General features: G+C 67.2%; 14 protein-coding genes and 1 tRNA gene. 8 read left to right on the top strand and 7 right to left on the bottom strand.

Annotated features, from left to right (window positions below; translation table 11 throughout):
- Window positions 1-9 precede the first annotated feature (9 nt).
- Genes H3H55_RS08365 through ssuD form a run of 3 tightly spaced genes read right to left on the bottom strand, consistent with a single transcriptional unit; the run spans window position 10 to window position 2953 of the window.
- Window positions 10-969: an ATP-binding cassette domain-containing protein gene (locus tag H3H55_RS08365; RefSeq protein WP_193098281.1), complete on the bottom strand. Its 960-nt coding sequence runs from the start codon at window positions 967-969 to the stop codon at window positions 10-12.
- Entirely contained in the window at window positions 966-1778 is an 813-nt protein-coding gene (gene ssuC / locus H3H55_RS08360; RefSeq protein WP_048243887.1) for an aliphatic sulfonate ABC transporter permease SsuC, read from the bottom strand. The genes H3H55_RS08365 and ssuC overlap by 4 nt, the downstream gene beginning before the upstream one ends.
- A 17-nt stretch (window positions 1779-1795) precedes the next feature.
- The gene (gene ssuD / locus H3H55_RS08355; protein ID WP_193098280.1) at window positions 1796-2953 is read right to left on the bottom strand and encodes an FMNH2-dependent alkanesulfonate monooxygenase; all 1158 of its coding nucleotides are present in this window, start codon (window positions 2951-2953) and stop codon (window positions 1796-1798) included.
- Window positions 2954-3294: 341 nt separating this feature from the next.
- On the opposite strand from ssuD, the gene H3H55_RS08350 reads away from it, so the two are divergent.
- Complete coding sequence (locus tag H3H55_RS08350) at window positions 3295-3723, top strand: hypothetical protein (RefSeq protein WP_048243891.1); 429 nt, start codon at window positions 3295-3297, stop codon at window positions 3721-3723.
- 122 nt (window positions 3724-3845) lie between these two features.
- Here H3H55_RS08350 and H3H55_RS08345 read toward each other — a convergent pair whose 3' ends face one another.
- The 3 genes from H3H55_RS08345 to H3H55_RS08335 are packed head-to-tail and all read right to left on the bottom strand — an operon-like array spanning window position 3846 to window position 5871.
- The gene (locus tag H3H55_RS08345; protein WP_193098279.1) at window positions 3846-5000 is read right to left on the bottom strand and encodes an enoyl-CoA hydratase/isomerase family protein; all 1155 of its coding nucleotides are present in this window, start codon (window positions 4998-5000) and stop codon (window positions 3846-3848) included.
- A gap of 31 nt (window positions 5001-5031) precedes the next feature.
- Window positions 5032-5370 carry a DMT family transporter gene (locus H3H55_RS08340; RefSeq protein ID WP_128843483.1) on the bottom strand — a complete coding sequence of 113 codons (339 nt, stop codon included), beginning with the start codon at window positions 5368-5370 and terminating at the stop codon, window positions 5032-5034.
- 3 nt (window positions 5371-5373) lie between these two features.
- On the bottom strand, window positions 5374-5871 hold the full coding sequence (locus tag H3H55_RS08335; RefSeq protein ID WP_129514465.1) for a heme-degrading domain-containing protein: 498 nt from the start codon (window positions 5869-5871) through the stop codon (window positions 5374-5376).
- A 197-nt stretch (window positions 5872-6068) separates the two neighbouring features.
- On the opposite strand from H3H55_RS08335, the gene H3H55_RS08330 reads away from it, so the two are divergent.
- The 7 genes from H3H55_RS08330 to H3H55_RS08300 all read left to right on the top strand — a co-directional run bounded on the left by H3H55_RS08330 (window position 6069) and on the right by H3H55_RS08300 (window position 11367).
- Window positions 6069-6145, top strand: a tRNA-Met gene (locus H3H55_RS08330).
- Between the two features lie 183 nt (window positions 6146-6328).
- Window positions 6329-6874, top strand: a complete 546-nt coding sequence (locus H3H55_RS08325) for an NUDIX hydrolase (protein ID WP_011351855.1) — start codon at window positions 6329-6331, stop codon at window positions 6872-6874.
- Window positions 6875-6885: 11 nt separating this feature from the next.
- A complete protein-coding gene (gene aat / locus H3H55_RS08320; protein ID WP_048243898.1) occupies window positions 6886-7650 on the top strand; it encodes a leucyl/phenylalanyl-tRNA--protein transferase in 765 nt (254 codons plus the stop codon).
- 33 nt (window positions 7651-7683) lie between these two features.
- The gene (locus H3H55_RS08315) at window positions 7684-8514 is read left to right on the top strand and encodes an arginyltransferase (RefSeq protein WP_048243899.1); all 831 of its coding nucleotides are present in this window, start codon (window positions 7684-7686) and stop codon (window positions 8512-8514) included.
- A 99-nt stretch (window positions 8515-8613) separates the two neighbouring features.
- Window positions 8614-9651: a quinone-dependent dihydroorotate dehydrogenase gene (locus H3H55_RS08310; protein WP_193098278.1), complete on the top strand. Its 1038-nt coding sequence runs from the start codon at window positions 8614-8616 to the stop codon at window positions 9649-9651.
- 106 nt (window positions 9652-9757) lie between these two features.
- On the top strand, window positions 9758-10552 hold the full coding sequence (locus H3H55_RS08305; RefSeq protein WP_193098277.1) for a cystine ABC transporter substrate-binding protein: 795 nt from the start codon (window positions 9758-9760) through the stop codon (window positions 10550-10552).
- A 122-nt stretch (window positions 10553-10674) separates the two neighbouring features.
- On the top strand, window positions 10675-11367 hold the full coding sequence (locus H3H55_RS08300; protein ID WP_048243905.1) for an amino acid ABC transporter permease: 693 nt from the start codon (window positions 10675-10677) through the stop codon (window positions 11365-11367).
- Between the two features lie 49 nt (window positions 11368-11416).
- Here H3H55_RS08300 and H3H55_RS08295 read toward each other — a convergent pair whose 3' ends face one another.
- Window positions 11417-12403: a Gfo/Idh/MocA family protein gene (locus tag H3H55_RS08295; protein WP_129514462.1), complete on the bottom strand. Its 987-nt coding sequence runs from the start codon at window positions 12401-12403 to the stop codon at window positions 11417-11419.
- Between the last annotated feature and the right edge of the window lie 51 nt (window positions 12404-12454).

Below are 12454 nucleotides of genomic sequence, written 5' to 3'. Positions count from 1 at the left end.
CGCCCGGAATTAAACGGCCCAGCGGATCTGCCCGACCGGTCGAACGTTGTCTGTTTCATGCACCGTGCCCTGATCGGCCGCACCGGGCCCGCCGGCGAGGACGCGTTTCAGCACGCGGTCTTCCAGCGCCGCAAACGCCGCCGATGCGCGGGCGCGCGGCCGGTCGAGCGGTACGGGTTGATCCAGCGCCACACGCCCCTGCTCGATGAGCAGGATGCGGTCGCCGAGGGCGACGGCCTCCTGCACGTCGTGCGTGACGAGCAGCGCGGTGAATCGATGCTCGCGCCACAGGCGCTCGATCAGCGCATGCATTTCGATGCGGGTCAGCGCGTCGAGCGCACCGAGCGGCTCGTCGAGCAACAGCAGTTGCGGCCGGTGCACGAGCGCGCGCGCCAGTGACACACGCTGCCGCTGGCCGCCCGACAGTTGCGCGGGCCAGTCGTTCGCCCGCTCCAGCAGGCCGACTTCGTCGAGCACCGCGCGTGCGTCGTCGCGCGCACCGCGCCCGAGGCCGAGCATCACGTTCTGCAGCACGGTTTTCCAAGGCAGCAGGCGCGCATCCTGGAACATGATCCGCGTATCGAGCGCGCCACCACCTTCGCCGCGCGTCACGAGCGCACCGCTGCTCGGCTGCTCGAGTCCCGCGACGAGACGCAGCAGCGTCGATTTCCCGCAGCCGCTGCGACCGACGATCGCGACGAAGCTGCCGCGTGCAATGCCGAGCTCGACGTTGTCGAGCACGGTGCGCGCGCCATAACGCTTGCTGACGCCCGACAGCGTCACCGCATCGTCGGGTGCCGGGCTTCCCGCTCGCCGCCGCGCGAGCGGAACGACCGATGCGCCGCCGTCGCGATCGAGGATCGCCGCGTCTCGTGCATCGCCGTCCGTGACACGCGCCTGCGCAAGCTCGGCCTCGAGGTCTGCGCCGGCGAGCAAGCCATAAGCGGCCGCCGAAGTCGTCGCATTCATGCCTTTGCTCCTGATTGGTAAGCGGGGTGCCAGCGCAACGTCACGCGTTCGAGCCATTTCGCCAGCACGTCGGCCAGCTTGCCGAGCACCGCGTACAGCAGGATGCCGACCACCACCACGTCGGTTTGCAGGAATTCGCGTGCGTTCATCGTCATGTAGCCGATGCCCGACTGTGCGGAAATCGTTTCCGCGACGATCAGCATCACCCACATCAGCCCGAGCGCGAAACGCACGCCGACGAGGATCGACGGCAACGCACCGGGCAGGATCACGTCGCGGTACAGCGCAAAGCCGCGCACGCCATAGCTCTTCGCCATCTCGATCAGGTTCGCGTCGACCGAGCGGATCCCGTGATACGTGTTGATGTAGACCGGAAAGAACACGCCGAGCGCGACGAGGAACAGCTTCGCCTTCTCGTCGATGCCGAACCACAGGATCACGAGCGGAATCATCGCGAGCGCCGGGATGTTGCGGATCATCTGGATCGTCGAATCGAGCGCGACCTCGGCCGCCTTCGACAGGCCGGTCGCGAGGCCCAGCGCGAGGCCGACGCCGCCGCCGATCGCGAAGCCGAACAGCGCGCGCCACGTACTGACTTTCACATTCGCCCACATTTCGCCCGACGTCACGAGCGACCAGGCCGCGCGCACGACCGCCACCGGCTCGGGCAGCACGCGGGTCGACAGCCAGCCGACGCGCGCGCCGACCTCCCATGCGACCAGCAGCGCGAGCGGCACCAGCCATGGCGCGACGGCGCGCCATGCGCGGGCGGCCACGACGGCGCCCGTCGTCGATGTTTTCGTTGTCATCGCAGACCTCTCCTCGCTCAGCTCTGGCTCGCCTTCGGCAGATAGCTGTTGCCGACGATCTCGCCGAACGGCCCCGACAGCGGGCCGGTCGCCTTCTCCACACCCTTGCCCTTGATCAGCGGGAACACGAGCTCGGCGAAGCGGTACGATTCCTCGAGGTGCGGGTAGCCGGACAGGATGAATGTCTCGATGCCGAGGTCCGCGTATTCGCGCATGCGTTCCGCGACCTGCTCGGGATTGCCGACGAGCGCCGTGCCCGCACCGCCGCGCACGAGACCGACGCCGGCCCACAGGTTCGGATATACCTCGAGCGCATCGCGGCCGCCGCGCTTGCCGCCGTGCAGCGCGGCCATGCGGCGCTGGCCTTCCGAATCCATGTTCGCGAACGCCTGCTGCGCACGCGCGATCGTGTCGTCGTCGAGGCGGCTGATCAGCCGGTCGGCGTCACGCCATGCTTCGTCCTCGGTCTCGCGCACGATCACGTGCAGGCGGATGCCGAACTTGATCTTGCGGCCGCGCGCTTCAGCGCGTGCCCGGATGTCCGCGATCTTCTTCGCGACGGCCTCGGGCGGCTCGCCCCAGGTCAGGTAGGTATCGATGTGATCGGCGGCGATCGCGTGCGCGGCCGGCGACGAACCGCCGAACCACAGCGGCGGATGCGGACGCTGCACGGGCGGATAAAGTGCCTTGCCGCCCTTCGACTGCAGGTGCTTGCCGATGTAGTCGAAGCCGCCGTTGTCGTGCGACGCGGTAAGCAGCCCGCGCCAGATGTTCAGGAAATCGTCGGTAATCTCGTAGCGCGTATCGTGATCGGCAAACAGGCCGTCACCTTCGAGCTCGGCCGCATCGCCGCCCGTCACGACGTTGATCAGCAGGCGGCCGCCCGACAGGCGGTCGAACGTCGCGGCCATCCGCGCCGCCAGTCCCGGCGAAGCGATGCCGGGACGCACGGCGACCAGGAACTTCAGACGCTGCGTCGCCGGAATGAGGCTCGACGCGACGACCCACGCATCCTCGCAGGAACGGCCCGTCGGCAGCAGCACGCCGTCGTAGCCGAGCGTGTCGGCCGCCACGGCAACCTGCTTGAAATAGTCGTAATCCGCGGCGCGCGCGCCCTCGGCCGTACCGAGATAACGACTGTCGCCATGCGTGGGGATAAACCAGAACACATTCATCTGCTGCTCCTGCTTGACTGTCCTTGCCGGAATTTGGAAAAAACACCGCCCTGCTCGCGTCGCGGATGAGCGACGCATGCATGGTGTGCGTTCGAATCGGGATGGCTCGCCGGTCAGGCCGTGCAGCGGGCGAGGACGCGATTGCACGGCTGTTTCTGGGAAATCAGTCTAGGGATCGGTACAGGGCTTTGGAACGATTTTTTTGAGCTTAGGTTTTCCGCTTTCGTGATTAGCACGACGCTGGAGCGAATATCGCGGCGGCCGGGCCCTATAATGACGCACCTTTCCGAATAACTCCGCGCGGACGGCCCCGGCCGTGCGCGCCTGCGGTGCGCTCATCGATGCAGAAAGTCATCCTGCCATTCCTGTCCGGCTTCCTGGCCGCCCTGTTCTTCCGCGAGGCCACGCTCGCACTCCTTCACACGGCCGACCTGATCGCCGCAACCGGCTTCTCCACGCAGCCGTTCGCGCCGCTCGGCATTCCTGAATTTGTCGCGAATGCGTTGATCAGTGCGTGCTGCGCGATCCCGATGGCGTGGTTGCTGCGCGTCTCACCGGAACGCGAGGCATCGTGGATCGGCGCGCTCGTGTTCGGCGGCATCGTGCTGACGGCCGCCCGCGTGTTCGCGATCGATCCGCTGCGCGGCATCTGGCCGTCGGGCAACATGATGCCCGTGCTCGCGGCCGGCTTCGCGGCGAACGCGGTGTGGGGCTTCGGTGCGCTCGTGTTCATGCGCGCCTTCATGTCGGACGACGCGCGCGACGAGTAACGCGAGCCCGATCTCCGCGTCCTTCGACCGCGGACGAATCGACATCCATCAACGAAAAGGCCGCCTGCATGTGCAGGCGGCCTTTTCATTTCGATACCGCGCCTGACTCGGCCCGGCTCGCGTCAGTCGCGCAGATTGCGCAGCGGATGCGTATCGGGCGTCCAGGGGCTGTCGAACATCGCGAGCACGTCCGCGCGATCGATGTCGGCGGCCGACTTGAAGCGCCAGGCCGGCTGGTGATCCTTGTCGACGATCAGCGCGCGCACGCCTTCGATCACGTCCCCACGCGCGAACGTCGAGCGCGTGAGATCGAGATCGCGCCGCAGGCAATCGCCCATCGTCGCGCCGCGTGCGCGTTCGACGACTTCGAGCGACACGGCCATCGACAGCGGCGACAGTTGGCTGCGCATCGCGTGGGTCGCCTTCTCGACCCATCCGTCGACCGCCGCGCAATCCTGCTCGGCGTCGAGCGACGCGAGGATCGCGCCGATATCCGGCTGCGCGAAATGCCGGTCGATCCCGGCGTGCGCATCGGCCAGCGCCGACGTGTCGGGCGTTGGCACGACCTTGTGTTCTGCCGCCGCGGCGGCCACGCACGCGACGGCCTGCGCACCGCTGTCGATGCGCGCGCTGCGCAGCGTGTCGAGCAGCGCCGGCAGCGCGGCATCGGGCAGATAGACGTCGGCGAGCTGCGCGTACAGCGCGCCGGCCGCGTCGAGCGACGCGCCGGTCACGGCGAGATAACGGCCGATCGCGCCGGGCGTGCGTGCAAGAAACCAGCTCATCCCGACGTCCGGGAACAGGCCGATGCGCGTTTCGGGCATCGCCATCTTCGTCGAGTCGGTCACGACGCGCAGGCCGCCCGTATGCCGCGCCGCTTGCGAAATGCCCATGCCGCCACCCATCACGACGCCGTGCATCAGCGCGATGTAAGGCTTCGGGTACGTGAAGATCGCGTGGTTGAGCGTGTATTCCTCGATGAAGAACGTGTCGACCGCATCGCGGTCGCCGCGCTGCCACGCGTCGTGGAAGAAGCGCACGTCGCCGCCCGCGCAGAAGGCGCGCGGGTGCGGGCTGTGCACGACGACCGCGACAACCTCGGGATCGTCGCGCCACGCGTCGAGCGCCTGCTGCATCAGCCGGATCATGCCGACCGACAGCGCGTTCAGCGCCTTCGGCCGGTTCAGTTCGAGAAAGCCGATGCGGTTCGCGACATACGCGAGCACGTCGGGCTGGGCGGATTCGGCGGAAACGGCAGCGGAAGTGGAATCGGTCATGAGGGCCATCCGGCATACGGCAGTCGCACGTTCAGTGCGCCTGCATCTTCGAGAACAGGTTCAGCACCACGACGCCCGCGATGATCAGCCCGAGACCGATCACCGCCGGCAGGTCCGGCACCTGACGATAGAGCAGCATCGCGACGAGCGTGATCAGCACGATGCCGGCGCCCGACCAGACTGCATAGATGATGCCGACGGGCATCGTGCGCAACGTGAGCGACAGGCAGTAGAACGCGATGCCGTAACCGACGACGACGAGCGACGACGGCCAGAAGCGCGTGAAACCGTCCGCCGCGCGCAGCGCCGACGTGCCGATCACTTCCGCGACGATCGCGATCGCGAGCCATGCGTATCCCGGAAGCTGCATCGCTCAGCTCCTCGCGAGGGCCAGCACGGCGTAGTCCTGGCCGAGCTCGGCACACAGCGCTTCCACGACGAATTCGTGGTCCGCGCGCTGCGGCAGCCCCGACGCGGTGATCGAGCCGATCACGCCGGCGCCCGCGACGGTCAGCGGAAAGGCGCCGCCGTGCGGCGAATATTCGCCGATCGGCAGCCCGTGCTTGTCCGCCAGCGTCGCGCCGGCCTGCTGCATGCGCAGGCCGATTGCATACGAGCTGCGCCGGAAATGCGCGACGACGTTGCGCTTGCGGCGCACCCAGTCGGCGTTGTCGGGCGTCGCGCCGGCGAGCGCCGCGTAGAACAGCGGCTGGCCGAACGTGACGATGTCGATCGCGATCGCATGGCCGCGCGATGTCGCGAGGGCATGCATCCGGTTGCCGAGCGCCCACGCGCGGGCCGGGTCGAAATGGGGAAACACGAGCGCCTGTTCCTGCGCGCCGATCGATTGCAGATCGTGAGCGATGTCCATGAATCCGTCGATGCCGTAATGAGAATCGCAACGGCGCCGATGCGATCGCGCAAGGCGCCGTTGCCGAAGAGACGAAACAAACCGTTCGATTCTAGCGCACGCGCCCACCGTCCCGTCCCCACAAGACGCGACACGCGATTGTCAGAAAGTGCTTGCACGCGTTCGGGTAACTCCTTATAATTCATTTCTTCGACGGACGCGGGGTGGAGCAGTCTGGCAGCTCGTCGGGCTCATAACCCGAAGGTCGTAGGTTCAAATCCTACCCCCGCAACCAAACGCCCAGAATTACGCAAAAAGCCCGGCTCCGCGCCGGGCTTTTTGTTTTTCCTCGCACGATCCCCTTCCCCACTTCACGCGCGCCCTGCGCTTCGCGCAGCACCCCGCCCGCATGCGCGGGCGTTCGAGAATGCCGCGCCCCGGTGATACACTCGCATTCACCTCGTCCCTTCCACTCGACATGAAATTCTGCTCCGTCTGCGGTCACGAAGTCATCGCGCGCATTCCTCCGGGCGACAACCGCGAGCGCTTCGTCTGCGATCACTGCGGCACGATCCACTACCAGAATCCGCGCAACGTCGTCGGCACGGTCCCGGTCTGGGGCGATCAGATCCTGCTGTGCCGCCGCGCGATCGAACCGCGCTACGGGTTCTGGACGCTGCCCGCGGGCTTCATGGAAATGGGCGAGACGACGGCGGAAGCCGCCGCGCGCGAAACGCTCGAGGAAGCCGGCGCGCGCGTCGAGGTGCAGAACCTGTTCACGCTGCTCAACGTGCCGCACGTGCACCAGGTTCACCTGTTCTATCTCGCGCGGCTCACCGATCCCGCCTTCGAAGCCGGCGAGGAAAGCCTCGAGGTGAAGCTGTTCGACGAAGCCGACATCCCGTGGGACGAAATCGCGTTCCCGACCGTCAGCCAGACCCTGCGATTCTTCTTCGCCGATCGCGCCGCGGGCGACTACGGCGTGCACACCGGCGATATCTTCCGCTCGCTGCGCAACGGCTGAGCCCGCGACCCATGGTCCCCTGGCTCGGCCCGGACGATCCGTTTCCGTCCATCGAACGCGCGCTCGGTCCCGCGACCGGCGCGCCCGGGCTGCTCGCCGCGAGCGCCGACCTGCTGCCGTCCCGCCTGATCGACGCGTACCGGCGCGGCATCTTCCCGTGGTACTCCGACGGCCAGCCCGTGCTGTGGTGGAGCCCCGACCCGCGCATGATCCTCGTGCCGGCCGAATTCAAGGTGTCGCCGTCGCTGCGCAAGACGCTGAAGCGCGTGCTGCGCGGGCCCGAATGGGAAGTGCGCGTCGATCACGATTTTCCGGGCGTGATGCGCGCCTGCGCGCAGGCGCCGCGCCGCGGGCAGCGCGGCACGTGGATCACCGCCGAGATCATCGACGCGTACACGTCGCTCTATCGCTCCGGCAACGCGCACAGCATCGAGACGTGGCATGACGGGCGCCGTGTCGGCGGCCTGTACGGTGTGTCGTTCGGGCGGATGTTTTTCGGCGAATCGATGTACGCGGATGCCACCGACGCATCGAAGATCGCACTGGCCGCGCTCGTCGCCCACCTTCGCGAGCAGGGGCTGGAGATGATAGACTGCCAGCAGAATACGTCGCATCTAGCGTCGCTCGGCGGCCGCGAGATCGCACGCAAGGCCTTTGTCGCTCACGTGCGCAGCGCGGTAGCCGAACCGCCGATTCCGTGGCAGTTCGACAAGCGCGTGCTCGCCGCGCTGACGGGCCCCGCCGAAACGGCGGCGCCCTCCGGGATCGAGCGCTAGCGCGGCACTCCTTCCCTGCATCGAGAGCTGCCCATGACTCACCCGACTGAGCTGCCGCTTTCACCGCTTTCGGCGCTGCAATTCTATGCAACGGCGCCCTATCCGTGCAGCTATCTGGACGGCCGCATCGCGCGCTCGCAAGTCGCGACGCCGAGCCACCTGATCAACTCCGACATCTACACCGAACTCGTGAAGGCCGGCTTCCGCCGCTCGGGCGTCTTCACGTATCGCCCGTACTGCGACGGCTGCCGCGCATGCGTGCCGGTGCGCGTGCCGGTCGACGCGTTCGTACCGTCGCGCACGCAGCGTCGGATGTGGAAGCGGCACCGCGCGCTCGTCGCGACGGTTTCGCCGCTGCACTACGACGAAGAGCACTACGCGCTCTACATGCGCTACCAGTCCGCGCGCCACGCGGGCGGCGGCATGGATCGCGACAGCCGCGACCAGTACGAGCAGTTCCTGCTGCAGAGCCGGATCAATTCCCGCCTCGTCGAATTCCGCGACCTCGACGCGCCGGGCGGCGAGCCCGGCAAGCTGCGCATGGTCAGCATGATCGACATCCTTGGCGACGGGCTGTCGTCGGTCTACACGTTCTTCGAGCCCGACGACCGGCACACGAGCTACGGCACCTACAACATCCTGTGGCAGATCGAGCAGGCGAAGAGCCTCGGCCTGCCGTACGTGTACCTCGGCTACTGGATCCGCGAGAGCCCGAAGATGGCCTACAAGGCGAACTTCCACCCGCTCGAGGGGCTGATCGACGGCCGCTGGAAGACGCTCGATCCGGAACGGATCGACCTGCCGCCCGTCGACGCGGCACTGGCCCGCGCGCCGTTGCCGGGCGGGCATTCCGGCTCGGGCTGACACGCCGCCGCGGGGGCGACGAAGCGAAGCGCGCCCCTGCCGCGCAACTCCCGGTAAAATAGCGGGTTGTCATTCATTCCGGCCGTCCGCCCAATTCCCGTGTTCAGTTCCCTCTATCCGCTGGCCCGCGCATCCCTGTTCAAAATGGATGCGGAAGACGCTCACCACCTCACGCTGCGCGCGCTCGGCGCGGCCGGCCGCACGGGCCTCGCCTGCGCGCTGTCGGCCCGCGTGCCCGACGCGCCGCGCACCGTGATGGGGCTCACGTTCCGCAACCCGGTCGGCCTCGCGGCCGGTCTCGACAAGGACGGCGCGGCCATCGACGGCCTCGCCGCGCTCGGCTTCGGCTTCATCGAAGTCGGCACGGTCACGCCCCGCCCGCAGCCCGGCAACCCGCGCCCGCGGATGTTTCGCCTGCCGCAGGCCGACGCGCTGATCAACCGGATGGGCTTCAACAACCACGGCGTCGACCAGTTCGTGAAGAACGTCCAGGCCGCCCGCTATCGCGGCATCCTCGGCCTGAACATCGGCAAGAACGCCGATACGCCGATCGAACGGGCCGCCGAGGACTACCTGTACTGCCTCGAACGCGTGTACCCGTTCGCGAGCTACGTGACGATCAACATCTCGTCGCCGAACACGAAGAACCTGCGCCAGCTGCAGGGCGCGGGCGAGCTCGACGCGCTGCTCGCCGCGCTGAAGGACAAGCAGCAGCGCCTCGCCGACCTGCACGGCAAGCTCGTGCCGCTCGCGCTGAAGATCGCACCCGATCTCGACGACGAACAGGTCAAGGAAATCGGCGACACGCTGCTGCGCCACAAGATCGAAGCGGTCATCGCCACCAACACGACGCTGTCGCGCGCGGCCGTCCAGGGCCTGCCGCATGCGGACGAAGCCGGCGGCCTGTCGGGCCGCCCGGTGTTCGACGCGTCGAACGAGGTGATCCGCAAGCTGCACGCCGAAGTGGGCAGCGCAGTGCCGATCATCGGCGTCGGCGGCATTTTCTCGGGCGAGGACGCCCGTGCAAAGCTCGCGGCCGGCGCGGCGCTCGTCCAGCTCTATACGGGCTTCATCTATCGCGGCCCCGCACTCGTCGCCGAATGCGTGAAGGCCGTCGCCCGCGAGCCTGTCGCGTAAGTAATATAGGCATAAACAAACGATATTTATCGATCGATTGCGTTTTTGCTATCATCGATCGCACTATCAGAACAGAAGCCCCCACCGGGGCAAGGAAGCTCACACGATGAAATTTTCGCTGCTGAAGAAGCTGCTGGTTGCCGGCATGATCGGCACGTCGTTTGCCGCCGCCACCGCGCATGCGGCCGACCTCCTCGACCAGGTGAAACAACGCGGCACGCTGCGCATCGGCCTTGAAGGCACGTTCCCGCCGTTCAACTCGAAGAACCCGCAAGGCGAACTCGTCGGCTTCGACGTCGACATCGCGAAAGCCGTGGCCGCGAAACTCGGCGTGAAGGCCGAATTCGTGACGACCGAATGGAGCGGCATCATCGCCGGCCTGCAGGCCGGCAAGTTCGACGTGATCGCCAACCAGGTCGGCATCACCGACAAGCGCAAGGAAACGCTCGACTTCTCGCCGGCGTACACGTATTCGTCAGCGCAGCTGATCCAGCGCAAGGACGACACGCGCCAGTTCAAGTCGCTGGATGACCTGAAAGGCAAGAAGCTCGGCGTCGCGCTCGGCACGAACTACATGGACATGGCGAAGTCGGTGCCCGGCATCGACGTGAAGACGTACCCGGGCGCGCCCGAGTACCTGCGCGATCTCGCGGCCGGCCGCCTCGACGCAGCGCTCAACGATCGCCTGATGCTCGCCTACCTGACGAAGAATTCGCAGCTGCCGCTGCGCCCGGGCGCGAACGTCGGCTCGGCGAACCCGTCGGGCATCCCGTTCAAGAAGGGCAACCCGCAGTTCCAGAAGGCGATCGACGACGCGATGGCGCAACTCGAGGCCGACGGCACGTTCACGAAGATCTCGGACAAGTGGTTCGGCATCGACGTGACGAAACCGATCAAGTAAGCACGCCTGCATTTCCCGCCTGACGGCGAGCCGAACAGGGCGGCATCAGCAACGATGCCGCCCTTTGTTTTATTCGTCCGGTTTATGATTGCGCTTCCGCGCAAGCATTCGATTCGTATTCCATGTCGACAACGTCCCTGCTCGTCCAATCGCTGCCGGTGCTCGCCCAGGGCGCCGTACTGACCGTCAAGTTCGCCGTACTGTCGATGGTGTTCGGCCTGCTCGGCGCCGTCATGCTCGCGATGATGGGCATTCGCCAGAGCGAACCGCTCGAAGGCTTCGAACGCATCTGGGTCAACGCGCTCGCGTGGCTGGCGCGCGCGTACGTGAGCCTGATGCGCGGCACGCCGCTGCTCGTGCAGATCTTCGTCATCTACTACGGGCTGCCGAGCCTCGGCATCTCGCTCGACCCGACGCCGGCCGGCGTCATCGCGCTGTCCGCGAACGTCGCGGCTTACATGTCCGAAAGCATGCGCGGCGCGATCAACGGGATCGCGCGCGGCCAATGGCTGGCCGCGTACAGCCTCGGGCTGTCGTGGGGGCAGACGCTGCGCTACGTGATCGGTCCGCAGGCGCTGCGCATCGCGGTGCCGAGCCTGTCGAACAGCCTGATCAGCCTGATCAAGGACACGTCGCTCGTGTCCGTGATCACCGTGACCGAACTGCTGCGCAGCGCGCAGGAAGTAATTGCGGCGACCTATCAGCCGCTGCCGCTCTATCTTGCCGCCGCGGCCGTGTACTGGATCCTGTGCCAGATCCTCGAGTGGGTGCAGCGCTGGTACGAAAAACGCCTGTCGCTGCCGTCGCGGCACTGAGCGCACGCCATCCGCCGGGCACGCGTGCCCGGCGCCCCACTTTCTCCGCCTACTCGCCCGAATAGCGCACGCCGAGCGCGGCGCGCGCCGCATCGGTCATCGCGATCATCTGCCGCGAATGGTCGTGCGTCATGATCGGGCTCTCGGTTGCGCCCGCGCGCAGCAGGTCGCAGAAATGCGCGGTCTCGTAGTTCAACCCGCCGCCGTCGACCGGCGCGTCGAGTTCGACCGACCGCCCGTCCGCGTAGCGGATCGTTGCGCGCGCGGGATTCCACCACTTCTCGTGAATCGTCACGTGGCCGCCCGCCGCGGCGATCAGCGCATCACCGCGTCCCATCACGTCGAGCCCGCAAAAGAGCTGCGCGATCCCGCCGTTCGCATGCACGCTGTTCAGGCTCGCGAACATGTCGACACCCGTCGCGCCGACGCGGCCGAGCGTCTGCACGTCGAGCGCCGCGCCGAGCCAGTCGACCGCGAGAAATGCCTCGTAGATCCCGATATCGAGCAGCGCGCCGCCCGCGCGATCGAGGCGATAGACAGGATGGTCGTCCGGTACCGACGACGAAGCGCAGCCCGCCCGCACGAGCCGGATCTCGCCGATCGGATCGTCCCGCAGGTGCGCGCGCAGCTGACGGTACAGCGGAAAGAACGGCGGCTTCATCGCTTCCATGAAAAGCCGCCCGGCGTCGCGTGCCGCACGCAGCACGGTGTCGAGTTGCGCCGCGTTCAGCGTCGCGGGTTTTTCGCACAGCACGGCCTTGCCGGCGGCAAGTGCGGCCAGCGTGTACTGCGCGTGACTGTCATGGAGTGTCGCGATATAAACCGCGTCGATATCGCTCGCGAGGAGCGCCTCAAGGCTCGTGGCAGGCGTGCCGCCGCACGTCCCGCAAAAGGCTGCCGCTGCGTCGGCGCGGCGGGCCCAGGCACCGGCGAGCGTGGCACCCGGCACGTGTGCGAGGCTTTGCGCGAAGCGGCGCGCAATGCTGCCCGCACCGACGATGCCGAAGCGCACCGGGCGTTGGTCGTTGTCGTTCATCCTGATCTTCCGTGTCGGTCGTATGACGGTGACCGGCACGCTGCCGGTCGG

The sequence above is a fragment of the Burkholderia sp. Z1 genome, assembly GCF_014893795.1.
In the GTDB taxonomy this organism is placed as follows: Bacteria; Pseudomonadota; Gammaproteobacteria; order Burkholderiales; family Burkholderiaceae; genus Burkholderia; species Burkholderia theae.
This window is presented reverse-complemented; position numbering and strand designations above follow the sequence as displayed.

Coding starts and splice junctions, on each gene's coding strand:
- H3H55_RS08345 (WP_193098279.1), bottom strand. CDS start 5,000: ATGACCGATTCCACTTCCGCTGCCGTTTCCGCCGAATCCGCCCAGCCC.
- H3H55_RS08350 (WP_048243891.1), top strand. CDS start 3,295: ATGCAGAAAGTCATCCTGCCATTCCTGTCCGGCTTCCTGGCCGCCCTG.
- H3H55_RS08340 (WP_128843483.1), bottom strand. CDS start 5,370: ATGCAGCTTCCGGGATACGCATGGCTCGCGATCGCGATCGTCGCGGAA.
- H3H55_RS08315 (WP_048243899.1), top strand. CDS start 7,684: ATGACTCACCCGACTGAGCTGCCGCTTTCACCGCTTTCGGCGCTGCAA.
- aat (WP_048243898.1), top strand. CDS start 6,886: ATGGTCCCCTGGCTCGGCCCGGACGATCCGTTTCCGTCCATCGAACGC.
- H3H55_RS08300 (WP_048243905.1), top strand. CDS start 10,675: ATGTCGACAACGTCCCTGCTCGTCCAATCGCTGCCGGTGCTCGCCCAG.
- ssuC (WP_048243887.1), bottom strand. CDS start 1,778: ATGACAACGAAAACATCGACGACGGGCGCCGTCGTGGCCGCCCGCGCA.
- H3H55_RS08335 (WP_129514465.1), bottom strand. CDS start 5,871: ATGGACATCGCTCACGATCTGCAATCGATCGGCGCGCAGGAACAGGCG.
- H3H55_RS08295 (WP_129514462.1), bottom strand. CDS start 12,403: ATGAACGACAACGACCAACGCCCGGTGCGCTTCGGCATCGTCGGTGCG.
- H3H55_RS08325 (WP_011351855.1), top strand. CDS start 6,329: ATGAAATTCTGCTCCGTCTGCGGTCACGAAGTCATCGCGCGCATTCCT.
- H3H55_RS08365 (WP_193098281.1), bottom strand. CDS start 969: ATGAATGCGACGACTTCGGCGGCCGCTTATGGCTTGCTCGCCGGCGCA.
- H3H55_RS08305 (WP_193098277.1), top strand. CDS start 9,758: ATGAAATTTTCGCTGCTGAAGAAGCTGCTGGTTGCCGGCATGATCGGC.
- ssuD (WP_193098280.1), bottom strand. CDS start 2,953: ATGAATGTGTTCTGGTTTATCCCCACGCATGGCGACAGTCGTTATCTC.